Annotated in this window: 24 protein-coding genes, 1 other RNA gene and 2 pseudogenes; 20 read left to right on the top strand and 7 right to left on the bottom strand. The window is 57.3% G+C overall.

Annotated elements, in window-relative coordinates; genetic code table 11:
- Position 1 precedes the first annotated feature (1 nt).
- The 16 genes and pseudogenes from RTH74_RS07045 to RTH74_RS06975 all read left to right on the top strand — a co-directional run bounded on the left by RTH74_RS07045 (position 2) and on the right by RTH74_RS06975 (position 14545).
- Complete coding sequence (locus RTH74_RS07045) at positions 2–6316, top strand: DUF637 domain-containing protein (RefSeq protein WP_316914196.1); 6315 nt, start codon at positions 2–4, stop codon at positions 6314–6316.
- On the top strand, positions 6317–6511 hold the full coding sequence (locus RTH74_RS07040; RefSeq protein WP_196475162.1) for a hypothetical protein: 195 nt from the start codon (positions 6317–6319) through the stop codon (positions 6509–6511). It abuts the gene before it with no gap.
- 367 nt (positions 6512–6878) lie between these two features.
- Complete coding sequence (locus tag RTH74_RS07035; RefSeq protein ID WP_316914195.1) at positions 6879–7433, top strand: DUF6990 domain-containing protein; 555 nt, start codon at positions 6879–6881, stop codon at positions 7431–7433.
- A 157-nt stretch (positions 7434–7590) separates the two neighbouring features.
- A pseudogene (locus RTH74_RS07030) lies at positions 7591–7773 on the top strand (hemagglutinin repeat-containing protein); the annotation flags it as partial.
- Positions 7774–7842: 69 nt separating this feature from the next.
- Positions 7843–7979: pseudogene (locus RTH74_RS07025) on the top strand (transposase); the annotation flags it as partial.
- Positions 7980–8030: 51 nt separating this feature from the next.
- A complete protein-coding gene (locus RTH74_RS07020; RefSeq protein ID WP_316914194.1) occupies positions 8031–8726 on the top strand; it encodes a transposase in 696 nt (231 codons plus the stop codon).
- Between the two features lie 33 nt (positions 8727–8759).
- Positions 8760–9041, top strand: coding sequence for a polymorphic toxin type 17 domain-containing protein (locus RTH74_RS24155; protein WP_420713126.1), 282 nt, complete (start codon positions 8760–8762; stop codon positions 9039–9041).
- Complete coding sequence (locus RTH74_RS07015; protein ID WP_316914193.1) at positions 9038–9262, top strand: Imm31 family immunity protein; 225 nt, start codon at positions 9038–9040, stop codon at positions 9260–9262. Before RTH74_RS24155 ends, RTH74_RS07015 begins: the two co-directional genes overlap by 4 nt.
- A gap of 72 nt (positions 9263–9334) precedes the next feature.
- The gene (locus RTH74_RS07010) at positions 9335–9670 is read left to right on the top strand and encodes a hypothetical protein (protein ID WP_316914192.1); all 336 of its coding nucleotides are present in this window, start codon (positions 9335–9337) and stop codon (positions 9668–9670) included.
- Entirely contained in the window at positions 9670–10224 is a 555-nt protein-coding gene (locus RTH74_RS07005; protein WP_316914191.1) for a DUF6990 domain-containing protein, read from the top strand. The genes RTH74_RS07010 and RTH74_RS07005 overlap by 1 nt, the downstream gene beginning before the upstream one ends.
- A 181-nt stretch (positions 10225–10405) precedes the next feature.
- Positions 10406–11107, top strand: coding sequence for a transposase (locus tag RTH74_RS07000; RefSeq protein WP_275861732.1), 702 nt, complete (start codon positions 10406–10408; stop codon positions 11105–11107).
- 32 nt (positions 11108–11139) lie between these two features.
- Positions 11140–11784, top strand: a complete 645-nt coding sequence (locus tag RTH74_RS06995; protein ID WP_316914190.1) for a hypothetical protein — start codon at positions 11140–11142, stop codon at positions 11782–11784.
- Positions 11781–12284: a hypothetical protein gene (locus RTH74_RS06990; protein WP_316914189.1), complete on the top strand. Its 504-nt coding sequence runs from the start codon at positions 11781–11783 to the stop codon at positions 12282–12284. Before RTH74_RS06995 ends, RTH74_RS06990 begins: the two co-directional genes overlap by 4 nt.
- Before the next feature lie 143 nt (positions 12285–12427).
- Complete coding sequence (locus RTH74_RS06985; protein ID WP_316914317.1) at positions 12428–13129, top strand: transposase; 702 nt, start codon at positions 12428–12430, stop codon at positions 13127–13129.
- 95 nt (positions 13130–13224) lie between these two features.
- Positions 13225–13971, top strand: a complete 747-nt coding sequence (locus tag RTH74_RS06980; RefSeq protein WP_316914188.1) for a hypothetical protein — start codon at positions 13225–13227, stop codon at positions 13969–13971.
- Between the two features lie 415 nt (positions 13972–14386).
- A complete protein-coding gene (locus RTH74_RS06975; RefSeq protein WP_072423525.1) occupies positions 14387–14545 on the top strand; it encodes a DUF3309 family protein in 159 nt (52 codons plus the stop codon).
- Between the two features lie 200 nt (positions 14546–14745).
- Here the strand turns inward: RTH74_RS06975 and RTH74_RS06970 are convergent, their stop codons facing one another.
- Positions 14746–15726, bottom strand: a complete 981-nt coding sequence (locus tag RTH74_RS06970; protein ID WP_072423765.1) for an NADPH:quinone oxidoreductase family protein — start codon at positions 15724–15726, stop codon at positions 14746–14748.
- Between the two features lie 155 nt (positions 15727–15881).
- Here RTH74_RS06970 and RTH74_RS06965 point away from each other — a divergent pair, with 155 nt between their 5' ends.
- Positions 15882–16286 carry a flagellar basal body-associated FliL family protein gene (locus RTH74_RS06965; RefSeq protein WP_106735092.1) on the top strand — a complete coding sequence of 135 codons (405 nt, stop codon included), beginning with the start codon at positions 15882–15884 and terminating at the stop codon, positions 16284–16286.
- Positions 16287–16500: 214 nt separating this feature from the next.
- Here the strand turns inward: RTH74_RS06965 and RTH74_RS06960 are convergent, their stop codons facing one another.
- Both RTH74_RS06960 and RTH74_RS06955 read right to left on the bottom strand, forming a co-directional pair.
- Positions 16501–18357: a diguanylate cyclase gene (locus tag RTH74_RS06960; protein WP_316914187.1), complete on the bottom strand. Its 1857-nt coding sequence runs from the start codon at positions 18355–18357 to the stop codon at positions 16501–16503.
- 49 nt (positions 18358–18406) lie between these two features.
- The gene (locus RTH74_RS06955; RefSeq protein WP_316914186.1) at positions 18407–18856 is read right to left on the bottom strand and encodes an EVE domain-containing protein; all 450 of its coding nucleotides are present in this window, start codon (positions 18854–18856) and stop codon (positions 18407–18409) included.
- A gap of 194 nt (positions 18857–19050) precedes the next feature.
- Here RTH74_RS06955 and RTH74_RS06950 point away from each other — a divergent pair, with 194 nt between their 5' ends.
- On the top strand, positions 19051–19182 hold the full coding sequence (locus RTH74_RS06950; RefSeq protein ID WP_316914185.1) for a hypothetical protein: 132 nt from the start codon (positions 19051–19053) through the stop codon (positions 19180–19182).
- A gap of 54 nt (positions 19183–19236) precedes the next feature.
- On the opposite strand, the gene RTH74_RS06945 is transcribed toward RTH74_RS06950, so the two are convergent.
- From RTH74_RS06945 to RTH74_RS06930, 4 genes are all read right to left on the bottom strand, one after another.
- Positions 19237–19833, bottom strand: a complete 597-nt coding sequence (locus RTH74_RS06945) for a 5-formyltetrahydrofolate cyclo-ligase (protein ID WP_316914184.1) — start codon at positions 19831–19833, stop codon at positions 19237–19239.
- 52 nt (positions 19834–19885) lie between these two features.
- Positions 19886–20064, bottom strand: a non-coding RNA gene (gene ssrS / locus RTH74_RS06940) — 6S RNA.
- A gap of 67 nt (positions 20065–20131) precedes the next feature.
- Positions 20132–20437 (bottom strand): cell division protein ZapA, encoded by a 306-nt coding sequence (locus tag RTH74_RS06935; RefSeq protein ID WP_003458649.1) that lies wholly within the window; start codon positions 20435–20437, stop codon positions 20132–20134.
- The gene (locus tag RTH74_RS06930; protein WP_003458652.1) at positions 20434–20643 is read right to left on the bottom strand and encodes a TIGR02449 family protein; all 210 of its coding nucleotides are present in this window, start codon (positions 20641–20643) and stop codon (positions 20434–20436) included. The genes RTH74_RS06935 and RTH74_RS06930 overlap by 4 nt, the downstream gene beginning before the upstream one ends.
- Before the next feature lie 192 nt (positions 20644–20835).
- Between RTH74_RS06930 and RTH74_RS06925 the strand changes: the two genes are divergently transcribed.
- On the top strand, positions 20836–21390 hold the full coding sequence (locus tag RTH74_RS06925) for a YecA family protein (protein ID WP_316914183.1): 555 nt from the start codon (positions 20836–20838) through the stop codon (positions 21388–21390).
- Between the two features lie 18 nt (positions 21391–21408).
- Positions 21409–22743, top strand: a complete 1335-nt coding sequence (gene pepP, locus RTH74_RS06920; protein WP_316914182.1) for a Xaa-Pro aminopeptidase — start codon at positions 21409–21411, stop codon at positions 22741–22743.
- Positions 22744–22747: the final 4 nt, after the last annotated feature.

Below are 22747 nucleotides of genomic sequence, written 5' to 3'. Positions count from 1 at the left end.
CATGGACGTACGCAGTCCCCTGTTCCAGAACATCGCCCTCATCGTTGCTGGCGTGCTGTTTCTCAACCCTATCGTCGCCACCGCGGCGCAACTGACGGTTGACCAGGCCGCAGGCGGAAACACCGCCGTGACCCAGGCGCAGAACGGCGTGCCGATGGTCAACATCGCCACGCCCAATGGCAGCGGCCTGTCGCACAACAAGTTCACCGACTACAACGTCGGTCAGCAGGGGCTGATCCTCAACAACAATGCGCAGAACCTGGTGCAGACCCAGCTGGGCGGCTACGTGGTCGGCAACCCCAACCTGAAGAATGGCGCCGCCGGGCTGATTCTCAACGAAGTCACCGGCGGCAACGCCAGCCAGCTCAAGGGTTACACGGAAGTGGCCGGGCGCTCGGCAGCGGTCATCGTCGCCAACCCACACGGCATCACCTGCGATGGCTGCGGCTTCATCAACACCCCGCGCGTTACCCTCAGCACCGGCACCCCGGTCGTCGAGAATGGCCGCCTGCAGCGTTTCGACGTCGACGGTGGGCAGATCGCCATCGAAGGCCAAGGCCTCAATGCCGGCAACGTCGACCAGTTCGACCTGATTACCCGCAGTGCGCAGATCAACGCCGAGCTGCACGCCAACAAGCTCAATATCGTCACCGGCCGCAATGAGGTGGACGCCACCACCCTGGCTGCGACCGCCAAAGCCGATGATGGCTCGGACAAACCCATGCTGGCCATCGATAGTTCGGCCCTCGGCGGCATGTACGCGGGCGCCATCCGCCTAGTTGGTACCGAGCAAGGCGTGGGTGTGAAACTGGCCGGTGACATGGCCGCCAGTGCCGGGGATATCCAGATCGATGCCAATGGCAAGCTGAGCCTGGCGCGTGTCGCGGCCAGTAATGACCTGAAACTCGCTGCCAACGAGATTGAACTGAACGCCGATACATATGCCGGGCGTAACGCGACAGTCACAGCCACGGACAAGACCCTGGTGAAGGAAAGCCTGGCGGCTGGCAATCGTCTTGAGATCGGCGGCGGTGAGCTGGACAACCAGGGCATCGTCGAGGCCGGGGTCAAGGCCAATGGTGCGCTGGTAACCGACAGCCAACTGGTATTGAACAGCCAGCGTGTCAGCAACCGGGGCGAGCTGATTGCTCGCGGCAGCCTGGAAGCGGATGTCGAGGTGCTGGACAACAGCAACGGCAAGTTGCTCAGCGCAGGTAATGCCAAGATCCAGGCTGCACAACTTGCCAACAGCCAGGGCCAAATCATTGCGCAGAAGAGCCTGGAACTTGGTGGCGGCGCCCTGAGTAACCAGGGCGGCGAGCTGCTGGCAGCCGGCGAACTGCGAGTCGACGCTGCGTCACTGAACAACCAGGGTGGCATCCTCGCTGCTGACTCCATCGATGTGAAGCTGGTGGGGGCGTTGGAGAACGCACAGGGGCTGATCGAATCCAGTAAAACACTGACGCTTGCTGTTGGCAGCGCTCAGAACAGTGATGGCCGTTTGCGTGCGCTGTCCAGTAGCGGCAAGAGCGACTTCCAGATTGGTGGCTCATTCGACAATGCTCAGGGCCTGGTGGAAGTCGGCAACGCTGCCTTCGCGCTCACTAGCGCTTCACTGAGCAACCTGGGCGGTATGGTTCGCCATCTCGGTACTCAGGGATTCGAGCTGGCGCTTGCTGATCTGGGCGGGGCCGGGGGGCGTTTCACCACCAATGGTGAGTTGAGTCTCAGTGCCGCTGACTGGACGAACACCAGTGAACTGCAGGCCGAGCGCCTGACCCTGAATATCGGTCAGTTCACCCAGGCGGCCGAGGGCCAACTGATCTCGCGACAGAGTATCTTCGCGACCGGTGACAACTGGGTGAATGATGGTGTCATCGCCACCGATGGTTCGCTCGACCTGACGCTCAGCGGCAGCTACGAGGGCAATGGTGCGTTGCGCAGCCTGGGCGATCTGACCTTCAAGGCCGCGAGTGCCGAGTTCGGCAGCGATGCCCAAGCCAAGAGTGGCGGTATCGGACGCTTGGAACTGAGCGGCCAACTGCTCAACCAGGGCCGCCTGACCGCCGCGCAGGATATGTTCCTCAAACTGGGTAGCCTCGACAACCGTGGCACCTTGGGTGGCAGTGGCCTGCTACGTATCGAGGGTGACTCGCTGCGTAACGAGCAGGGCCTGATCTTCAGCGGCGCGGACATGACCCTGCGCACCACCAGCCTGGTCAACTTGCTGGGCGATATCTACAGCTTGGGCGAGCTGGACGTTGCACGTGACGAAACCGGGGGCGAACTCGACCTGCTGGAAAACCGCTCGGCGAGCATCGAATCCACAGGTGATATGACCCTGCGTGCAGCGGTGCTGCACAACCGCAAGGATGTATTCGACTGGCAGCTTGCCCAGACCTACGGTGGTATCAGCGTCGTCTGCTATGACTGCAGTGGCGATCACCACAACGTCGACTATGTGGCGACCGAGCGCTTCGAGGCCCGAGTTGAAGCGGACTCCGCCTCATCACGCATCCATAGCGGTGCCAACCTGCTGCTCAGCGGCGGTGAAATCGCCAACCGCTACAGCACCCTGAGCGCGGCCGGCGATATCGATATCGATGCCGACAGTCTGGAGAATACCGGTGCCACTCTCGCCTCGGTGGAACGTGTGCGCCGCTACAACACCGGCCGGGTCACAGACGGAACGGATGAGCGTTTCCGGGCCAACTACATCTACCCCTACAACGCCCAGCCCTTGCCCAAGGTATTGCCTGGGGCATTGGGGCAATGGAGGCTGGTCAGCGACATTCAGCGAGAAACGCCCATTGGCGTCGCGGCGCCCGGCATCATCCAGGCTGGCGGCGATGTGCGCATCCAGGCAACCCAACCTATTACTAATGAATCCGTCCTGGCCCATAACGCACCCCAGGCCGGTACTGAGCAAACACTGGAAACCACTGTAGGTGGCGCCTCTGCCCCCTTGGTCGTGCAGCTCAACCCGCAACTGCCTGCTGATACAGCGCAACAAGCCGTCGATCCCATCAGCCTCCCTGGCTTCAGCCTGCCGCAAGGGCAGAATGGCCTGTTCCAGACCAATACCGATCCCGGCCATCGCTACCTGATTGAAACCAATCCGGCGTTCGCCGACCTCAAGCAATTCGTCAGCTCCGACTACATGCTCGGCCTGCTCGGTTTTGATAACGACACGGCGCAGAAGCGCCTGGGCGATGGCCTGTACGAACAGCGTCTGCTTGAGCAGGCGGTGGCGGCTCGTACCGGCAAGCGTTACCTCGACGGTTTCACCAACAACGACGCGCAGTTCCGCTACCTGATGGACAACGCCATCGCCAGCAAGGATGCGCTGAGCCTGTCGGTCGGTATCGGCTTGTCGTCAGCCCAGGTCGCGGCGCTGACCCACGATATCGTCTGGCTCGAAGAGCGTGAGGTGAATGGCGAGAAGGTACTGGTACCGGTCCTCTACCTGGCCCAGGTCGGTGATCGCCTGGCACCCAGTGGCGCCCTGATCCAGGGCCAGGACGTTGCCCTGATCAGCGGCGGCAGCCTGAACAACAGCGGCACCTTGCGTGCCAGTGAAAACCTCAGTGTCACAGCTGCCAGCATCGGTAACAGCGGTTTGATGCAGGCGAGCGACCGCCTGCAACTGCTGGCGACAAACAGCATTCGCAACGCCCAGGGCGGCATCATCAATGGTCAAGACGTTTCCCTCATTGCCCTGACAGGCGACATCAGCAACGAGCGCACCATCAGCCAGCAGAGCCTGAGCGGCAAGGGTTTCAGCCAGTTGACCAGCGTGGTGGACAAGGCCGCCGGTATCGAGGCTGGCAACGACCTGCAACTGCTCGCTGGGGGCGATATCCAGAACATCGGCGGCAGCCTCAAGGCGGGTGGCGACGCCAAATTGGATGCCGGTGGTGATGTGATCATCGCCTCTGCTGCCGAAGAGCACGGCAGCATGCGCCAGGACAAGCGCCACTTCTGGAGCACCACCAGCACCACCCAGCATGGTAGTGATGTGCAGGTGGGCGGCGATCTGGCCGTGGCCGCCGGGCAGGATATCGCTGTTGTGGCCAGCACGGTGAGGGCCGGTGGCGACGTGCTGCTGGACGCTGGCCGTGACGTGACCATCGCTGCAGCGGCCAACGAGAGCAGCAGCGAGTACCGCTACAAGCGCAGTGGCAAGAAGGTCGACAAGGCGGACAGCAACCTACGCCAGCAGGCGGCGGTGATCGAGGCGGGTGGGGATCTGGATGTCCTGGCCGAAGGCAACCTGATCCTCAGCGCCAGCCAGCTCAGGGCCGAGGGTGAGGCTTACCTGTATGCCGGTGAGCAACTCGCGTTGCTGGCTGCTCAGAACAGTGACTACTACCTCTACGACATGAAGAAGAAGGGCTCCTGGGGCAGCAAGAAAACCCAGCGAGACGAAGTCACCACGGTGCGCAATGTTGGCAGCAGCATCACCACGGGTGGTGATCTGACACTGGTCAGCGAAGGCGACCAGCTCTACCAGAAAGCGCGCCTGGAAAGCGGCAACGACCTGATCCTCGACAGCGGCGGCAGCATCACCTTCGAAGCGGTCAAGGATCTGGATCAGGAGAGCCACGAGAAGAGCAGCAACAGCCTGGCGTGGACCTCAGCCAAGGGCAAAGGCACGACGGATGAAACCCTCTACCAGAGCCAACTGATCGCCAAAGGTGACCTGGTGATACAGGCCGTGGACGGCCTGAAGATCGACATCAAGGAGGTCAACCAACAGAGCGTCAGCCAGACCATCGACGCCATGGTCAAGGCCGACCCCGAACTGGCCTGGCTCAAGGAGATGGAGCAGCGCGGGGATGTCGATTGGCGGCAGGTGAAGGAGATACATGACTCCTTCAAGTACAGCCATTCGGGGTTGGGGGCTGGGGCGCAGTTGGTGATTGCGATTGTGATGGCTGCCGTGGTTGGCCCGATGGCTGCCGGCGCTCTTGGCGGCGCTGCTACGGGAGCAGCTGCGACCAGCCTGGCAACGACCGGAGTGATCAGCACGATTAACAATAAGGGCAACCTAGGCGCCGCGCTCAAAGACACCTTTAGCAGCGATAGCTTGAAAAATGCTGCTGTGGCAGGAGTGACGGCGGGTCTTACGGAAGGCCTGTATGACAGCATGCTTAACACCAAGACCAACGCGATCACTGGCAAGGTCACGGTTGATCTCAGCAATCTTGATGGCATTGGCCGCTTTGCCGGCAATCAGGTGCTGCAAGGCGGAACCTCTGCCGCGTTGAATAAAGCCCTTGGTCGGGACGTGGACTTCAAGGATGTGCTTCAAAGTGCGCTGTTCAATACTTTAGCAGCTGCTACCTTCAATGCCGTGGGAGACCACACGCAAGGTGTCTTAGATGATGGCAGCGCAGGAAAGGTTGCTATTCATGCGTTTGTGGGTGGTCTGCTCAGCGAAGCGACAGGCGGTGACTTTGTTACCGGTGCGCTTGCGGCAGGTGCGAATGAGGCACTCGTCAATCAGCTAAACGCTCTCGTTGACAGCAATGAAAGCCTGCTGCTGATGATGTCCCAGTTGGTGGGTGTGGCTGCTGCTGCGATGACAGATGGGGACATGGAGAATGCGGCGTGGGTGACGAAGAATGCTACGCAGTACAACTTCATGGGTCATCAGGAACTGGATGAGTTTGTTGCAGACGCTCAAGTGTGTGAAGCAAGAGGAAACTGTGACGAGGTAAGGCAAAAATTCAGGGACATTTCTCTCGGTGGCGATGATGCGTTAGGTGCCCTCTGTGCTACTGATCCGGCTAGTTGTATTGAGCTGTATGGTGATCTGGCTCATGATCGCCTAAGTTTGCAGGAGAGAATCAGCAAGCTCTATTTCGACGACAGTATTCCCTCGGTACTCAAACGTGATCTGCATGTTTATCAAATGCAGAATATGAGTGCGGTTGGTACACTGACGAAGGCACAGGTGCAGATCAGTCTTGAGAACCAAGGTCTCTCTAGTGATACCGCTCAGCTAGGCGCTATGGTGGCTGCGGCAGCAGCGTCTGGCGGCCTAGTGGGTCGAACTGGTGGGGCAAAAGAACCTATATTTAAAACCACTAGAGAGGCCAGGGTTGCTGCTGAGGGCTTAGGGTTCAAGAAAATTAATGAAACGGTTCATGGAGGGCAGGCTGTATTTAGAAAAGGAAATTTATATATCACGCGAGACTTGGACGGTCATAATGGTGGGGCTTGGAAAATGGCGGCTTCAGTTAAAGATTTGTCTAGCAGAAGTACTCGTATGGGGACTTATGACTCAAGCCTAAATCGTATAGGTGATTAGATGGGAAATGATGCGACAGAAAGTGGCGCGTGGGTGTCAGTTGGAAAGACAATTAAGCAGCTGATTGCTGAATTAGAGTCGTTTGAAAACAAAGATCTAATCGTTGAGTTATCAGTTGACGGTGGTGGTAGTAGTGTGCCGATAAGTTTGGTTGGTAAGAAGGATGGCAAGTGTATTCTTATGTATACTGGTTGAAGGATCAATGGGGTCAGAGTCTGAGGAATCCCCACAAATCTACCCCGGTGCCTGCGCCTGCCGGTGAACCTCCTCACGCAGCAAAAGCTCCATCTTCGCCAGAGCCGAGCATGATAAATCGCTGGCCGAGCGCCTGAGGTATTCGAGGCCGATACGCCAGAGCGACAGCACGGGTTTATGCCTGACGCTGTTGCTCTGAAAGCGGCATGACCTGCCTGTCGTTTGAGCCTGAAGGCCGGCCAAGTACAGAAAGTATTAGGAAAATATTAGGGGACAGACCACGATTTAACTAGGAAGAAAACGTGGTCTGTCCCCTATTGTTTGCCTATTGTTTGATTGAGGAATTGCATTTTCCAGGGGCCAAGAAATGACAGAGGTAGAGGCTATTTCCATCCTTGAAAATCACGGTTGGATCTGTGGGGTCGATGAGGCAGGGGATCGTTCTTGCTCCATGGATCTTGGCGATAAGGTTGTTCGAATATTTCCAACAATCGGGAAGCGATCAAATCACTTTAGGGTAACTTTCATGCCATCCATATCCTCTAGAAAATTCTCGGCGGTGGTTTCGTCTATTTTGGGTGAAGATGTGAAGTATGACCCGGTGATTGTTAGCAATGAAATTCCGGAAAAGTTGGCAGGGTTCTCGGTTAGTGATGTGCTGAGGCTTTCGGAGAAAGCGATATCTTGGGCAAATGCTCAAAATCTGGAGGCAGGATTAGCTGCTTATAGAGATCTACCAACGGATGCTAAAGGTGCAATGCCACTCCGTCATTTGGCGGCTTTAGCGATAGCTGGTGAAGTAAGTCGTCTTGGATCATATCGACAGAGCTTCGAAAAGGGTAATCGCCTAGGTTTTGTGCCCTATATAACTTCTGCAATGCTTGATAGGGCAATTTCGATAGCCCAGGAACACGCCACTTGAATGAAATATTCGGGGACAGACCACGAATATCTCCTGCTCTTTAAGAACATAAATCAACCCGGCGTTCGCCGACCTCAAGCAGTTCGTCGGCTCCGACTACATGCACGGCTTGCTTGGTTTCGATAGCGGCACGACCTGAAGTGAAGCCACGGTCGATGCCGGCCGGCAAGTCAGCCTGGACAGTGGGCGTGACACCAGCCTTGTGGGCAGCCAGGTCAGTGCCGGCAACGACCTCCGCAACATCGGCGGCGCCATCAGTGCGGGCGGCGATGCCAGCTTGCAGGCGGGCAATGACCTGATCCTCGGTTCGGCCGAGGCCGAGAACCGGCAGAACAAGTGAGGAAAAAGGGGACAGATTTATTTTCCGCCTGATCGGCTAAGCTGAAGGTCTCAATGGAAGGAGGTCGTTATGCCAAGGATGGGGCGTATTGTGTTGCCGAACTACCCACATCATGTGGTGCAGCGAGGGCATAACCGGCAGGTAGTGTTTGCCGCTGAGCAGGATTATCAGCGTTACATTTCTGACCTGCGGGAATAATAGGGGACAGACCACGTTTATTGGTCTAGGGTTATGGAATTCCATGGAAGGAGGTCTGTATGCCACGTCGAGCACGGATATCACTGCCAGGCGTTTCAGTTCATCTGATTCAGAGAGGGAATAATCGCTCAGCCTGTTTTTACGCTGACGAGGACTATCTTTTTTATCTGGATGTATTGATGGAGCAAGCAAAGAAGCATGGATGTGCGATCCATGCCTGGTGTCTGATGACCAACCATGTTCATTTGTTGGCCACGCCCGAAAGCCCTGATAGTGCAGGACTCATGATGAAGGGGCTAGGGCAGCGTTACGTGCAGTATGTTAATCGCACATACCGCCGTAGCGGGACGCTGTGGGAAGGTCGTTTCCGCTCTTGCCTCATGCAGGAAGAGGCGTATGTGTTGGCTTGCTATCGATACATTGAAATGAATCCTATCCGTGCAGGCATGGTTGAGCACCCGGCTGAATATCGCTGGTCGAGTTACCGGGCCAATGCGCAAGGTGAGTCCTCAGTGCTGCGCTGTCCACACCCCCTCTATCAGACACTGGGTCGAGATGAGGGGCTCAGGACTGAGGCTTATAGAGAATTGTTCCGCTATCAGCTAGACCCGGGGCTTGTTGATCAGATACGCGCTGCGACAAATGGAAACTACGCACTGGGGAGTCCGAAGTTTTCTGCCGAAGTTGAGGCTGCGTTGGGGCGAAGAGTCACAAGAGGCAAGCCAGGGCGTCCCAAGAGTGCGCCGGATATTTAGTAAAACGTGGTCTGTCCCCTATTGTTTTGGTCAATGAAGGGGCGAATTAAGCATGTGGAACTGCCGACTCAGGGAAAAATTCGATATGTTCCGCCGGAGAACTACAACCCATCTAGCCCTCTTCCTCGTGGTCCGAACAATGGCTATATCGATAAGTTCGGGAACGAGTGGACAAAGGGACCGTCACGTACACAAGGGCAGGCGTTCGAGTGGGATGTGCAGCTCTCTAAGCAAGGGCGTTCCCAGCTTGGGTGGGCTACCCGCGATGGCTCTCACTTAAATGTATCACTAGATGGAAAGATTACGCACAAATGATAGGCGAGAAGATAGGTTTTTATCAGGAAGTTGAAGTTTGCTCTGGGGCAAAAAACTCAAAATATCGAGGGCTGAAAGGTGCTGTTTTAGGTGTCAGTGAGGAGGAGGGCGTTGTTTATGGTTATGTCGTCCTGATTCATGGAGAAAGTAGTTCAGTGTATTTTGACAAGAACGATTTAATACCGACGGGCTTTCAGTTTTCCCGGGATGATTTCTATTGATCCTTTGGTGCAAAAGCGACAGCAGGTTCTCCAAAGATCACCATTAGGGATCATTATGATCATCACTTAAATATGGTCGATGATATTAAGGATCAGCTGTCTGCTCAGGGATATCGAGTTAGTGGCAAGGAAATCTCTTTCGGTAGCTCGTGCGGTACAGGTCGTTGTAGGCCTGATATTGTAGCTGAGGCTCCTGATGGGACTATTAGAATCATTGAGGTTAAAACGGGTAAGGCTGACCTAAGTATTCGTCAATCTGAGATTTTTCCGCAGATTCGTGATGGTAGTTCAATTCCTAGAGGGCAGGTGGCTGAAAACTTCGGTCTCATTCCAGGTAAGCCGCTTAGGGAACAAGGTTATCCCAATGGGATTCCTATTGAAGTTGTGAATTTCCCAGGTGCTAAATAATGAAAGAAATAGAAATATTGCCAACTCTAGAAGAGCTTGGCTGGAGATGCGGTAAAGATGAGGTTGGAGATTATTTTTGCCTAATGGATAGTGGCAATGCGCAGATCCAGATTATTCCGGCTATAGGAAAACGCTCTGACCATTTCAGGGTTTCATTTATGCCATCCGTCTCTACGAAGAGTTTTACAGAGGCTGTTGCATTCGTTTTGGGTGAGGCCAGGGATTATGTGCCGATCATTGTGAGCAATGATGTACCGGAGAAAATAGTCGATTTTTCATTGGATGATGTCGTTAGGCTTTCCCAAAGTGCTATATCTTGGGCCTCTGCTCAAGATATAGAAAAAGGCTTGGCGGCTTATAGAGCTTTGCCAACAAATTCGAAGGGAGCTATGCCGTTACGCCATTTAGCTGCTTTGGCTATAGCTGGAGAGGTAGGACGCCTTGTAGGCTATCAACGTAGCTTCGAGCAAGGCGACAGATTAGGGTTTGTTCCCTATATCGCAGCAGAAATGATTGACCGCGCTCTTTTATTGGCTCGAGGTTCAGAAGGCTAAGTTTAAGCAATGGTGCAAAAGGGACAGGGAATGTTTCTAGCGGTGCTGAAAACGTAGCAACGTATCCGAAGCTGAAAGATCAACTTGCACAGCAGAACTTGGCAAATATAGCAGGAAAAGGGGACAGATTTATTTTTCGTTTGATCGACTAAGCTGAAAGTCTCAACGGAAGGAGGTCGTTATGCCAAGGATGGGGCGTATTGTGTTGCCGAACTACCCGCATCATGTGGTGCAGCGTGGCCATAACCGGCAGGTAGTGTTTGCCGCTGAGCAGGATTATCAGCGTTACATTTCTGACCTACGTGAGCTAAAAGATGTCTTCGGGGTCAAGGTCTACGCTTATTGCCTGATGACGAACCATGTTCATCTGCTTCTGGAACCCGGCGAGGCCATTGCCGGGTTGGGTCAGTTGATGAAGGCGCTAGCGGCGCGCGCTACGCGCTATCGAAATCGTCTAGAAGGGCGTACCGGCACTCTCTGGGAGAGTCGCTACAAGTCCAGCGTAGTCGAATCAGATGCCTACTTGCTTGCCTGCTGTCGCTATATCGAACTGAACCCGGTTCGAGCCCGCATGGTTGCCGAAGCGGTTGATTATCCCTGGTCGAGCCATCGGATGCGGGTAACGGATCAGGCGGACAGCGATTGGTTGGACATGGACCCTTGCTTCGTCGCACTTGGCGACACGCCTGAAAGGCGTCGTATCCGTTACATGGAATTCATGCGACAAGCCGTTCCATCAGGTGAGATTGATTTGATTCGTGCTGCGCTGCAGAGGGGGCAGCTAACCGGCAGTGCCCGTTTCGTGGATGAGATAGAAAGAATCCAAGGTGTGCGGGTTGAGTTACGAGGTCAGGGCAGGCCGAGGCGTAATTCCGAAAAATAAATCTGTCCCCTTTTTTGCAAGAGATGTTGGCAATGGCTGCTGCTGGACACTCAGCAGATGCCGTTATCGACGCTTTGGGTATCAAATGGAAGCTGACCCCAGACCAGGTTGATGAGTTAAGAACCATGATGGTTCTGACGGTCGCCGGGGCTGGTGGTATTGTCGCCTTGCAGAGAGCAAAGGCAACCGTAGCTCAGTTGAAAACTGAGGTTGCTGGTAGGGGGATGCCTGAGGCTGGCCCAAAAGGGGTAGGTGGTGCGGCAGATAATGTCGCGTCTTCAGGAGGGGCTGTTAGGCCTACTCCCAAACAGTCCGAGATTGATATAGGAACTGAGCTTGGCTCAGGTGCCCGCCCTCAAGTCAGCTACAAAAATGGTCAAGAGGTTCCCTACGGTACAGCAGGTAGCGTGCGCCCAGACTGGTGCATCGGCAGCGTGTGTAGTGTTGAGGTGAAAAACTACAAAATCGCTACCAACCAACAAGGGCTGATTAATAATGTCTCAAAACAAGCGCTGCAGCGTGCGGAGAATCTGCCTCAAGGTATGCAGCAGCAAGTAGTTATTGATATTCGTGGTCAAGTTGTCACCGATGCACAGAAAAACGCAGTAATTAAAGGCATTGTGCAGAAATCAAAAGGTACACTTACCCCTACTGATATAAGGTTTAAATCTGAATGAGAAAGATCGGCTTTGATGGCGGTCACACGGTATACGAATTAGGCCCGGCGTCGGATGTTGTATTGTTCTTTGAGTGCCTCAATTCTTTTGTTGTAAGTCAATATCCAGATCAAGATTGGAGTCTGCTAACAGATCGACTCTATAGGCGCTATTTGCGGCGAGAAGAACTGGAGTGTTCTTTTGCTCTGATGGAGAGGGCGAGAAGCATATTTTTCACGCTGCCAAGCGCCTCTGTTGAGTGGGATGAGAGCTTGCAGAGTGACCGTGATAAAACATGGTTGGACTCAAGGCAGGATACGCTCGGAGCTATTTTTTCTAGGTATTTTGACTTGTTTTCAAAGGCGAAGGACTCGGCTATTTCATTCTTGGACGAATTTGGGATTTATCAGCCGGTCAGAGTGCTCGTTTCTGATATGCCTGCTTTAATCGTCGAGAAGAAGAGGCCTTTAAATGAATACGATGCACTTGGCTTGAGTGATTTGCCGTATTGGCTTCGTTGAAGGAAAAGCGGGAAAAGGGGGGCAGATTAACAATAGGCAAACAATAGGGGACAGACCACGTTTATTGGTCTAAGGAAAAAAGGGGACAGATTTATTTTCCGCCTGATCGGCTAAGCTGAAGGTCTCAATGGATGGAGGTCGTTATGCCAAGGATGGGGTGTATTGTGTTGCCGAACTACCCACATCATGTGGTGCAGCGAGGGCATAACCGGCAGGTGGTGTTTGCCGCTGAGCAGGATTATCAGCGTTATATTTCCGATCTGCGTGAGCTGAAAGATGTCTTCGGGGTCAAGGTCTACGCCTATTGCCTGATGACCAATCATGTTCACCTGCTACTGGCACCCGGTGAGGCGATCGCCGGGCTGGGGCAGTTGATGAAAGCGCTGGCGGCGCGCGCCACCCGTTATCGGAACCGTTTAGAGGGACGAACTGGCACTCTCTGGGAGAGTCGCTACAAGTCCAGCGTAGTCGAATCAGACGCCTACTTGCTTGCCTGCTGTCGCTATATCGAACTGAACCCGGTTCGCGCCCGCATGGTTACCGAAGCGGTTGATTATCCCTGGTCGAGCCATCGGATGCGGGTAACGGATCAGGCGGACAGCGACTGGCTAGATATAGACCCCTGCTTCATTGCTCTCGGCAACACGCCTGAAAGGCGTCGTATCCGATACATGGAGTTCATGCGCCAAGCCGTATCATCGAGCGAGATTGATCTGATCCGTGCAGCACTACAGAGGGGGCAGCTAACCGGGAGTGCTCGTTTCGTGGATGCAATAGAAAGAATCCAAGGGCAGCGGGTTGAGCTACGAGGTCAGGGCAGACCTAAGCGACAGCCCAAAAAATAAATCTGTCCCCTATTCTCCTCTATTCTCCTGTCCCCTGTTCTCATATCTACAGATATAACCCCGCTACGGGCGGCTTGACGAAATTTTAATGACTTATGAAACCATATATACAAATTTCAATTAAAACTAAATCTGCGACGGTTGGTTGGGGCGTTGGCGAGAAGCTTATTGACTCGTTAAGTCTAAACGGTGGTTTACTGCTTCCAGAGCAGGTGTCGCACAATGCAGATAAGTTCACGGAGCCTTTTATAGGAAAGGCTGCGAGTGAAGGTGTTTGGGCGTCTAAAGCTGCCATCCGTGTCAATGGCTCTTTGTCGGACTTCTACCAAGACTTTGCATGGAGAAGAAAGAAGGCGATTAAATCCTCGGGAAGTGTTGTTCATACATCTCAAAATGTTCGAGGGCAAATTGTTCCGGGTTCCGCCCGCTTAAATTCTGCTTGCAGTGAGCAAATTGACTGGTACGCGCTCTTTAGCGTGTGGTGCGAAGTTTTCCCCCCGCAGCTTGGAATGCTTCATCTCTTCAGTGAACCTGAGCTTGGTTCTCATGAGAAGAATAACAGCTTTCAGATTGGGTCATTTAATGCGGCCTTGAAGCCCGATGTGTCGAACATTGGCTGGGCAATGTTCTATGGAGACGAATTTGCCCAAGAGGTTGATTCTGACAAGATCGCAGCGTCAGGTTTCCCTATTGAGAAAATAGGTAATGGCTACCTAGTGAGGGTCACAAATAGCATTCAGGACGTGGCGAGTGATTTCTCGTTATTTTCAAAACGCCGCGCTGAGCTTAAGAGCTTGTTCCGTGAAGACTTCTTCCTAATCAAGGATGAGCCTTCAATTTGAATGCCCCAGCACTGGCCCGCGCCGGCGTTGTTTTAGTAATAGGAGGCAGACCACGATTAATTTCTCTGTTCGTAAATCGTGGTCTGTCCCTGCTGCTTCGTGTTTCGTAAAAACGTGCCCTCTTTTTTTCCTCGTTTCAGCGGGAGGAGTGGAATCTCTCCCTGCACTCTGCCTCCGTCGATCCATCGAATTCGTTACCACGTCCTGGCTCGGCACCACCGATTTAAAGTTGGCACTTTCCGATTCGCTGTTGGGTCGTAACTGATGTAGGGGATGGCGAAGCAGTGAGGGCATTGCCAGGCATTGGTTTCGCAGCAGTGTTACACCCTGCATAGGATCGGCAGCCGCACATGGGTTGCCGGTTTCAGGCGCGCCGCTCCATCGTGGGCCGCCACAGACATGCGAGGAGATTGCCATGGGCTTGGGAACCATACTACTGATCATTCTGCTTCTGATGCTGGTTGGTGCGCTCCCTGCGTGGCCACATAGCCGCAGTTGGGGTTATGGGCCCACTGGTGGCTTGGGGCTGGTGCTGGTTATCGTGCTGGTGCTAGTGCTGCTCGGTTACGTGTGAGCCGGCGCCTGCGTCGTTGACGCAGGCGGTCGCCACCAGCGGTTTTCGTCGCTGACGGCCTAGCGGGCTAAGGTGGGCAGCTTCCAGTTCGCGTCAGTCGTCAGTAGATCTGGCGACTGCAGGCCCTGACGGTCGCAATGAATCTTGGATCTTCTGACGGTGCGGAGTCGCAGGAGCGGGTTGCCCCGCCCCCGAGCACCCTAGCGAATCTCCACCACCACCTTGCCCACTGCCTTGCGCTGGCCGAGTGCATCGATCGCTTCGCCGCCGCGCTCAAGCGGGAAGGTCTGCGACACCAGCGGCTTGAGCTTGCCTTCGGCGTGCCAGGCGAATAGCTGCTGGAAGTTCGCTGCGTTGTCCTGCGGCTGGCGCTGAGCGAAGGAACCCCAGAATACGCCGACCAGGGAGGCGCCCTTGAGCAGCGGCAGGTTGGCCGGCAGCGCCGGGATGCCACCGCCGGCGGCGAAACCCACCACCAGGAAACGGCCGTTCCAGCCGATGCTGCGGAAGGCTTCCTCGAACAGCGTGCCGCCCACCGGGTCGTAGATCACGTCCACGCCCTGGCCGCCGGTGAGCTTCTTCACTTCGTCCTTAAGGCTTTGTTCGCTGTAGTTGATCAGCTCATCCGCGCCGGCCTTGCGCGCCACTTCCAGTTTCTCGACGCTGCTCGCCGCAGCGATGACCTTGGCGCCCATGGCCTTGCCGATTTCCACCGCGGCCAGACCGACGCCACCGGAGGCGCCGAGCACCAGCAGGGTTTCGCCTGGTTGCAGGTTGGCGCGCTGCTTGAGGGCGTGCATCGAGGTGCCGTAGGTCATGCCGAAGGCCGCCGCGGTGGTCAGATCCATGCTCTTGGGCACTGGCAGCACGTTGTAGGCTGGCACGGCGACCTCTTCGGCGAACCCGCCCCAGCCGGTCAGCGCCATCACCCGGTCACCCGCACGCAGGTGGCTGACCTTCTCGCCAACAGCCTTGACCACGCCGGCCACCTCGCCGCCCGGGGCGAAGGGGAAGGGCGGTTTGAACTGGTACTTGCCTTCGATGATCAGTGTGTCGGGGAAGTTGACCCCGGCGGCCTGCACCTCGATCAGCACCTCGTTCTTTTTCGGTTCGGGGCTCGGCAGGTCTTCCAGTACCAGGGTGTCGGCAGGGCCGAAGGCTTTGCACAGCAGGGCTTTCATCAAGGTCATTCCTCTTGCAGGGTGCCTTGCAGTGTAGAAAGCGCCCGCTGAGGGTCAACGAGCATGCCGGAGCCTGATAGGCCGGCATAAGCGTCGGGCTTGGGTGCTGGCCTGTGGATGGCTATGCTAGGCACATCCCCGATGGAGTGCCGAACGTGAAACTGTTGACCGCCCTGCTGCTGAGCCTGTCGATCTGCCTGCCTGCCCTGGCCTCTTCGGAGAAGAAGGAAGAGGCGCCTACGACGATTTATCACAACCTGTTTCCGGCGCTGATCGGCAATCTGGCGGATCAGGGCAACCGCCTCAAGTTTTTCAAGGCCGATGTGTCGCTGCGAGTCACCGGCACCGAGGCCGAGGAGAAGCTCAAGCAGCATGAACCGCTGATCCGCCATCAGATGGTGATGCTGTTCTCGGCCCAGACCAGCGAGACCATCAATGCGCCCGATGGCCGTGAGAACCTGCGCCTGGAAGCGTTGAAGAAGGTGCAGGACGCGATCAATGGCGAAGAGGGCAAGCCTATCGTCGAAGACCTGCTGTTCAACAACCTGATTATTCAGTAACGCTTAATCCCGCTGGTGCCGCTTTGGCCGCGTCTGAAGTGTTCGCGGCTAAAGCCGCTCCTACCGTTCCCTCAGGGCCTCTACGCGAGGGCTTGGCTAAGCGCCTCGCGCCGCGATGAGGAATGGCGACGCGTGACGTTGATCATTCCGGTGTCCCTGTAGAGCCCCATGGTTCGGGGTTTTCATAACAAGTCGACTGTCTTCCAGATGTGCCTCAGGGGTCTTGGTGCAGGTCAAGCGCAGGGGGCTGCCACAGACAGGTGCGGTTGCGGCCCTCATGCTTGGCGCGATACAGCGCCTGGTCGCCCTGGGCGAGCAGCTCGCCTGGTTGTTCGTCGCTGACCGGGTCGACCACCATCAGGCCGATGCTCAGCGTCAGGCGGCTGAACGGGCTAGCAGGGTGGGGGATATCCAGGTCGGCGATCATCGCGTGAATGCGCGCAGCGACCTGCTCGGCACCGTCCAGGTTGGTGTTGGCCAAGATGATGGCGAACTCTTCGCCACCGTAGCGGCAGGCAGTGTCGCCTTCTCGCTGCAGGCTCTCGCGCAGGACGTTACTCACGCGGCGCAGCGCATCGTCGCCGGCCAGGTGGCCGAGGGCGTCGTTGTAGGTCTTGAAGTGGTCGATATCCAACATCAGCAGCGCCAGGGGCGCATCGAGACGGCGCAGGCGGCGCCATTCGACCAGCAGTTGCTGATCGAAATAGCGGCGGTTGTACAGCCCAGTCAGACCGTCCAGCTGTGAGAGGCGCTGCAGCTGCGCTTCCAATTGCAGGCGCTCGCTGTTGTCGCGGGAGACGGCGATCAGGTATTCGCGGTCGTGCAACTGCACCAACTGGGTGTTGATTTCGGCCGGCTGGCGACTGCCATCGCGGCGAATCAACTCGCGCTGGAAAATCCGCGAGAGGTTGTTGCTTTGCGCCTGGCGCGCCTGTTCCAGCCAGCGGTGAAAGCCTGGCAGGAGCTTCTCTGGATCATCGCGCAGCAGCTCGGCGAACTGTTCGGGGCGGTAGCCGAGCGTGGCGTAGGTGGCCTGATTCATGTGCAGCAGCTCGCGGGTACTGCTGTCGAAGATGAACAGTCCGTCATGGCTGGAGTCGGTCAGGTCCAGTACCAGTTGTAGCCGCTCGCGGTTCTCGCGCAGGCGCTGCTCGGTTTCTTCGCGGCGTTCGGCTTCCAGTTTGAAGCGACGATTGGCCTGCTGCAGGGCATGGGCTCGGCGGCTGTTCTCCAGCGCCAAAGCCAGGGCGGCAACCAGCAGCAGGCTGATGGTCAGGCTGGCACCGAGCACGACGTCGGGCAGCGGTGAGTCCAGTTGATCGAGCAGTTCTTCGGTGGGGCTGAGGCGCAGGCTGAAGCCCTGGTTGTTGAGCAGGCTCAGGCCCAGTTGCAGGCTATGTGGCGTATTGTCGGTCGCAGCGCCATGACGGAACAGGCTATGGCCGTTCTCCAGTAATTCGAGGTTGAAGGCGTTCCGGTCGAGCTGAGTGAGCAGTTGTAGCATCAGCGGCTCGACGCGAAATACGCCCTGCAGGAATCCGTCGAACACCTTGCTGCCATTCAGCTCGCGGTACAGCGGTGTATAGAGAACAAAACCGCGTCCACCCTGCACCAGATCGAAGCTGTTGGAGAAGCGCTGTTCACCGCTCTCGCGAGCTTCCATCGCCAGTGGGTAGTTGGGGTGCTCCGGGTACAGGCGAAAATTCAGCGCCGCTTCGTTGCCGGCCACCGGCAGCAGCCAGCGCATATGCAGGTCGGGGCCGACCCATTGGATCGACTGGTAGGCGGGAAAACCACGCAGAGCAAGTTCCACCTCTTCGTCCCAGCTGGCGCGTGGCAGACGGCCGAGGCTGTTCCATAAACGGGCGATACGCTCGAGGCTGGCCACTTCCAGGTGCAGCGTGCTTTCCAGCTGCCTTGCCAAGCTACGTGCCTGGTAGCCGACCCGCTCGTCGACGCGCTGTTGTTGCACGGATTCGATCTGGCGCCAAAGCAGCACGCTGGCGCTGCTCAGCACCAGTAACAGTAGCGCCAGCGCAAGGCGCGCTGGCCAGGCGGAGGATGCTGGCATGGATAACTCCCTTGGCATGCTGTGGTGATAGCACAGTGCCGTAGGTGACTCAACGCATGGCGAGAATTGCCGTCCATTCGGCCTCGGCCACCGGCATCACCGACAGGCGGCTGCCGCGTTGTACCAAGGCCAGCTCGGCCAGTAGCGGGTTGTTCTTCAGGTGTTGCAGCGGCAGTACCTCGTCGAAGGCTTCGACGAACTCGACGTCCAGGGCGCTCCAGGGGTTCTTCTCGGCGCTGGCCTTGGGGTCATGGTAGTGGTTGTGCGGGTCCAGCGCGGTGGGGTCGGAATACACCTCGCCGGCAATACGCGCGATGCCGGCGATACCGGGTTGCGGGCAGCTGGAGTGGTAGAAGAAGAACAGATCGCCCGGTTGCATTGCGCGCATGAAGTTGCGCGCCTGGTAATTACGCACGCCATCCCAGCGCGTTTTGCCCAGTCGTTGCAGGTCATGAATGGACAATTCATCGGGTTCGGACTTCATCAGCCAATAAGGCATGAACTTTGCTCCTGCAGGTCTGTCCGTAAGCGGACGCTCGTTTGAGGGGGATCTCCGACGGCCGGTTGGCGTCGGAAATTGCACAGTGCATGGCACTGAAGGAAAATGCCCGGCTAAACGCTTGGCGCTGTCGTATTGCATAAAACAATAACGCGCGACCAACGCGCGCATTGCCTTGAAGGGGGAGGCAATAAATGAAACGCAAGCCAGATCTTTTGTGGGTTCTCGTCGTACTGTTCAGCCTGGGCGTGGTTACCACGGGTTACACCCAGAGCCTTTGGGAGCGTCAAAACGACGCTCCGATCAATGTAACGCAGCAGCCCTGATTCACTGGCTGACCGCGTAAGCGCCGCAGGGAACGCGGTGCAGCATCCTTCGCTTCAATACCACGCCTTATCCGTCACCGTTGCCTGCAAGGGCACGTCCCAGCTGGCCATGGCCAGTTCATCCACCCGCTGACATTCATGCGCCAGACCCAGTAGTGTCGGCATGTGCCAATTTTTGCGCATGCGCAGATAAGCCAGGCTGCGGTCGTAGAAACCGCCGCCCATGCCCAGGCGTCCGCCGCGATCATCGAAGCCCACCAGCGGCAGCAGCACCAGATCCAACGCCCACACCTTGCGTTGGCGTTTGGGTTGCGGGCGCGGCTCGAGGATGCGGAAGCGATTGCCCGCCAGTTTCTCGTGCTTGCTGACGCGCTGAAACACCATCTTGGTGCGTGGCCAGGCGCTTAGCACTGGCAGGTAGGTGTGCTTGCCGCGTTTCTGTGCGGCAGCCAGCAGCGGGCGCGGGTCGATCTCGCCATCGTTGGGAAGGTACAGGGCGATATGCCTGGCGCGGCGAAACTGCGGGCTTTGCGTCAGCTGGCGATAAAGGTTGCGTGCGGCAAGACGTTGCTGGCTGCGGCTGAGCGCGCGACGACGCTGACGCAGCACGCGGCGCAGTTGTGGGCGACTGAGAGTGGTGGGCGTAGTCATGAGGTGTAGCTGGGGAGAGGCGGGTAGCAGTGCAGAAGGCTGCTGGAAAAGATGACTTCCCGACGTGCCGCTGTCGGTTTAGCCCTTGAACCCGAAAGTTCAAGGTGGAGGTTGCAGGAGGCGTTAAGGCTTTCCGTCAGGCGGACATGCACACCGGCCCCAACGTGCAACCCCCGTGGTTGTGCGTATCGGCTCAGGGACATCACCGACTGGCGCACACCCCAGGAAGTTGCGCCCAGTATACCCGAATAGAGGCTCTGCGGGGCGGCCTGCGACGAACAGGCAGGCATGACGGTGCTCAGGCGCTCGGGTCGTCGGCCAGTGCATGGTCGACGCGATCGAGCAGGTCGCGCACCTGCTGGCGGGTGGAGTTGGCGTCCTGATCCAGGCGCTGTTGCTTGTGCAGCAGGTCGTGAGTGATGTTCAGTGCGGCCATCACGGCAACGCGGTCGGCACCAATCACTTTGCCGCTGGTGCGGATCTCGCGCATCTTGCCATCCAGGTAGCGGGCAGCACTCTCCAGATTGGCGCGTTCATCCTGCGGGCAGGCGATGCAATATTCTTTGTCCAGAATGTGGACGGTCACGGTGTTCGACTGGGTCATGAGTCCTGCTCCAGGGCTTTAAGGCGCGAAATCATCGATTCGACCTTGTGCCGGGCCATTTCGTTCTTTTCGATCAGATGGGCGCGTTCCTCACGCCAGGCCTGTTCATTCGCCAGCAGGAGTCGGTTGTGAGCCTTAAGCTGCTCGACACGCTGGATCAGCAGTTCCAGCTTGGCGGTCAATGCGTGCAGATCGGCGTCTTCCATGGGCTCTCGCTATGGGAGGGAATGGCTGGACTATATAGGCCTGTCCCGGCTACGGGTCAAACCACGGATAGCAGTGGTGTGATGCAGATGACGGCATCACCCTGGCGGCCTCGGATGGTCTTGCCGCGTCTGCCGGTGCTAGGATACGAGGCCTCCATTCTAGAGATTGCGCCGTCTGGCGCCTAGCTATCTATGTCGATTCCAAGCTCTCCCTACGCCGCCTTCGCTGCTTTGCTCAACAGCGCCGGGCATTCCGTCTCCCCTGCCGAACTGCATGGCCTGCTGCTCGGTCGCAGCTGCGCTGGCGCGGGCTTCGAGGCCGATGCCTGGCTGCTCGACGCTGCCGATCTGCTTGGCAGCGAGCCGCAGGATAACGTGCGCCAGGCGCTGATCGGTCTGCAGGAGATGGTCAAGGGTGAGCTGTGCAGCGAAGACGTCACCGTGGTGCTGTTGTTGCCGGATGACGAAACCCCGCTGGCGCAGCGCGCAACCGCTCTGGGCCACTGGTGCCAGGGCTTTCTCGGTGGCTTTGGGCTGACCGTTCGCGACGGTGCGCTGAGTGCCGAAGCCATGGAAGTGTTGCAGGATCTCTCCGCCATCGCCCAGGTGCAGAGCGCTCTGGAAGAATCAGAAGATGGCGAGAGCGACTACATGGAGGTGATGGAATACCTGCGTGTGGCGCCGCTGTTGCTGTTCACCGAGTGCGCCAAGCCTGCGGCACCTGCTGCCAAACCGTCCCTGCACTGATTTTCGTCGGAGCCTGCCTTGATCAGCATCCCCAAGTCCGAATATGCCCGTCGGCGCAAGGCGCTGATGGCGCAGATGGAGCCCAACAGCATTGCCATCTTGCCGGCGGCACCGGTGTATATCCGTAACCGTGACGTCGAGCATGTCTACCGCCAGGACAGCGACTTCCAGTACCTCACCGGTTTCCCCGAGCCGGAAGCGGTGATGGCGCTGATTCCTGGCCGCGAGCACGGTGAATATGTGTTGTTCTGCCGTGAACGCGACCCGGAGCGTGAGTTGTGGGACGGCCTGCGCGCCGGTCAGGACGGCGCGGTTAAGCATTTCGGTGCCGACGATGCCTTTCCCATCGGCGATATCGACGACATTCTCCCGGGGCTGATCGAAGGTCGCGAGCGTGTCTACTACGCCATCGGTAGCAACCAGGAGTTCGATCATCGGCTGATGGAGTGGGTCAACCACATCCGCGCCAAGGCTCGCCAGGGTGCCACGCCGCCGAACGAATTCGTTGCCCTCAACCATCTGCTGCACGACATGCGCCTGTACAAGTCGGCTGCCGAGGTGAAGGTGATGAAGGAGGCTGCCGAGATCAGTGCGCGCGCCCACATCCGTGCGATGCAGGCGAGTCGCGCCGGGCTGTTCGAATATCACCTGGAAGCCGAGCTGGATTACGAGTTCCGCAAGGGCGGGGCGAAGATGCCGGCCTACGGCAGCATCGTCGCCGCCGGCCGCAATGCCTGCATCCTGCACTATCGCGAGAATGACGCGGCGCTCAAGGACGGCGATCTGGTATTGATCGACGCTGGTTGCGAGATCGACTGCTACGCCAGCGACATCACCCGCTCCTTCCCGGTCAGCGGCAAGTTCTCGCCCGAGCAGAAGGCCATCTATGAGCTGGTGCTCAAGGCCAACGAGGAAGCGTTCAAGTTCATCGCGCCAGGCAAGCACTGGAACGAAGCCCACGAAGCCACCGTGCGCGTGATCACTGCCGGTCTTGTCGAGCTGGGCCTGCTCGAGGGTAACGTCGACGAGCTGATCGCCAGCGAGGCCTACAAACCTTTCTATATGCATCGCGCTGGCCACTGGCTGGGTATGGACGTGCACGATGTTGGCGATTACAAGGTCGGCGGCGAGTGGCGCGTGCTGGAAGTCGGCATGGCGATGACCGTCGAGCCGGGCATCTACATCGCCCCCGACAACGACAAGGTCGCCAAGAAATGGCGCGGCATCGGCGTGCGCATCGAAGACGACGTGGTGGTGACCAAGAAGGGCTGCGAGGTTCTCACCAACGGTGTGCCCAAGTCGGTCGCCGAAATCGAGGCGTTGATGGCTGCCGCGCGTAGCGAGGCGGCCTGAGCCT

Source organism: Pseudomonas sp. zfem001 (assembly GCF_032621725.1).
Classification (GTDB): domain Bacteria; phylum Pseudomonadota; class Gammaproteobacteria; order Pseudomonadales; family Pseudomonadaceae; genus Aquipseudomonas; species Aquipseudomonas sediminis.
This window is presented reverse-complemented; position numbering and strand designations above follow the sequence as displayed.

Excerpts from the sequence above, each read along its gene's own strand:
- RTH74_RS07045 (WP_316914196.1), top strand. The coding sequence starts at position 2 with ATGGACGTACGCAGTCCCCTGTTCCAGAACATCGCCCTCATCGTTGCT.
- RTH74_RS07040 (WP_196475162.1), top strand. The coding sequence starts at position 6,317 with ATGGGAAATGATGCGACAGAAAGTGGCGCGTGGGTGTCAGTTGGAAAG.
- RTH74_RS07035 (WP_316914195.1), top strand. The coding sequence starts at position 6,879 with ATGACAGAGGTAGAGGCTATTTCCATCCTTGAAAATCACGGTTGGATC.
- RTH74_RS07020 (WP_316914194.1), top strand. The coding sequence starts at position 8,031 with ATGCCACGTCGAGCACGGATATCACTGCCAGGCGTTTCAGTTCATCTG.
- RTH74_RS24155 (WP_420713126.1), top strand. The coding sequence starts at position 8,760 with ATGAAGGGGCGAATTAAGCATGTGGAACTGCCGACTCAGGGAAAAATT.
- RTH74_RS07015 (WP_316914193.1), top strand. The coding sequence starts at position 9,038 with ATGATAGGCGAGAAGATAGGTTTTTATCAGGAAGTTGAAGTTTGCTCT.
- RTH74_RS07010 (WP_316914192.1), top strand. The coding sequence starts at position 9,335 with ATGGTCGATGATATTAAGGATCAGCTGTCTGCTCAGGGATATCGAGTT.
- RTH74_RS07005 (WP_316914191.1), top strand. The coding sequence starts at position 9,670 with ATGAAAGAAATAGAAATATTGCCAACTCTAGAAGAGCTTGGCTGGAGA.
- RTH74_RS07000 (WP_275861732.1), top strand. The coding sequence starts at position 10,406 with ATGCCAAGGATGGGGCGTATTGTGTTGCCGAACTACCCGCATCATGTG.
- RTH74_RS06995 (WP_316914190.1), top strand. The coding sequence starts at position 11,140 with ATGGCTGCTGCTGGACACTCAGCAGATGCCGTTATCGACGCTTTGGGT.
- RTH74_RS06990 (WP_316914189.1), top strand. The coding sequence starts at position 11,781 with ATGAGAAAGATCGGCTTTGATGGCGGTCACACGGTATACGAATTAGGC.
- RTH74_RS06985 (WP_316914317.1), top strand. The coding sequence starts at position 12,428 with ATGCCAAGGATGGGGTGTATTGTGTTGCCGAACTACCCACATCATGTG.
- RTH74_RS06980 (WP_316914188.1), top strand. The coding sequence starts at position 13,225 with ATGAAACCATATATACAAATTTCAATTAAAACTAAATCTGCGACGGTT.
- RTH74_RS06975 (WP_072423525.1), top strand. The coding sequence starts at position 14,387 with ATGGGCTTGGGAACCATACTACTGATCATTCTGCTTCTGATGCTGGTT.
- RTH74_RS06970 (WP_072423765.1), bottom strand. The coding sequence starts at position 15,726 with ATGAAAGCCCTGCTGTGCAAAGCCTTCGGCCCTGCCGACACCCTGGTA.
- RTH74_RS06960 (WP_316914187.1), bottom strand. The coding sequence starts at position 18,357 with ATGCCAGCATCCTCCGCCTGGCCAGCGCGCCTTGCGCTGGCGCTACTG.
- RTH74_RS06955 (WP_316914186.1), bottom strand. The coding sequence starts at position 18,856 with ATGCCTTATTGGCTGATGAAGTCCGAACCCGATGAATTGTCCATTCAT.
- RTH74_RS06950 (WP_316914185.1), top strand. The coding sequence starts at position 19,051 with ATGAAACGCAAGCCAGATCTTTTGTGGGTTCTCGTCGTACTGTTCAGC.
- RTH74_RS06945 (WP_316914184.1), bottom strand. The coding sequence starts at position 19,833 with ATGACTACGCCCACCACTCTCAGTCGCCCACAACTGCGCCGCGTGCTG.
- RTH74_RS06935 (WP_003458649.1), bottom strand. The coding sequence starts at position 20,437 with ATGACCCAGTCGAACACCGTGACCGTCCACATTCTGGACAAAGAATAT.
- RTH74_RS06930 (WP_003458652.1), bottom strand. The coding sequence starts at position 20,643 with ATGGAAGACGCCGATCTGCACGCATTGACCGCCAAGCTGGAACTGCTG.
- RTH74_RS06925 (WP_316914183.1), top strand. The coding sequence starts at position 20,836 with ATGTCGATTCCAAGCTCTCCCTACGCCGCCTTCGCTGCTTTGCTCAAC.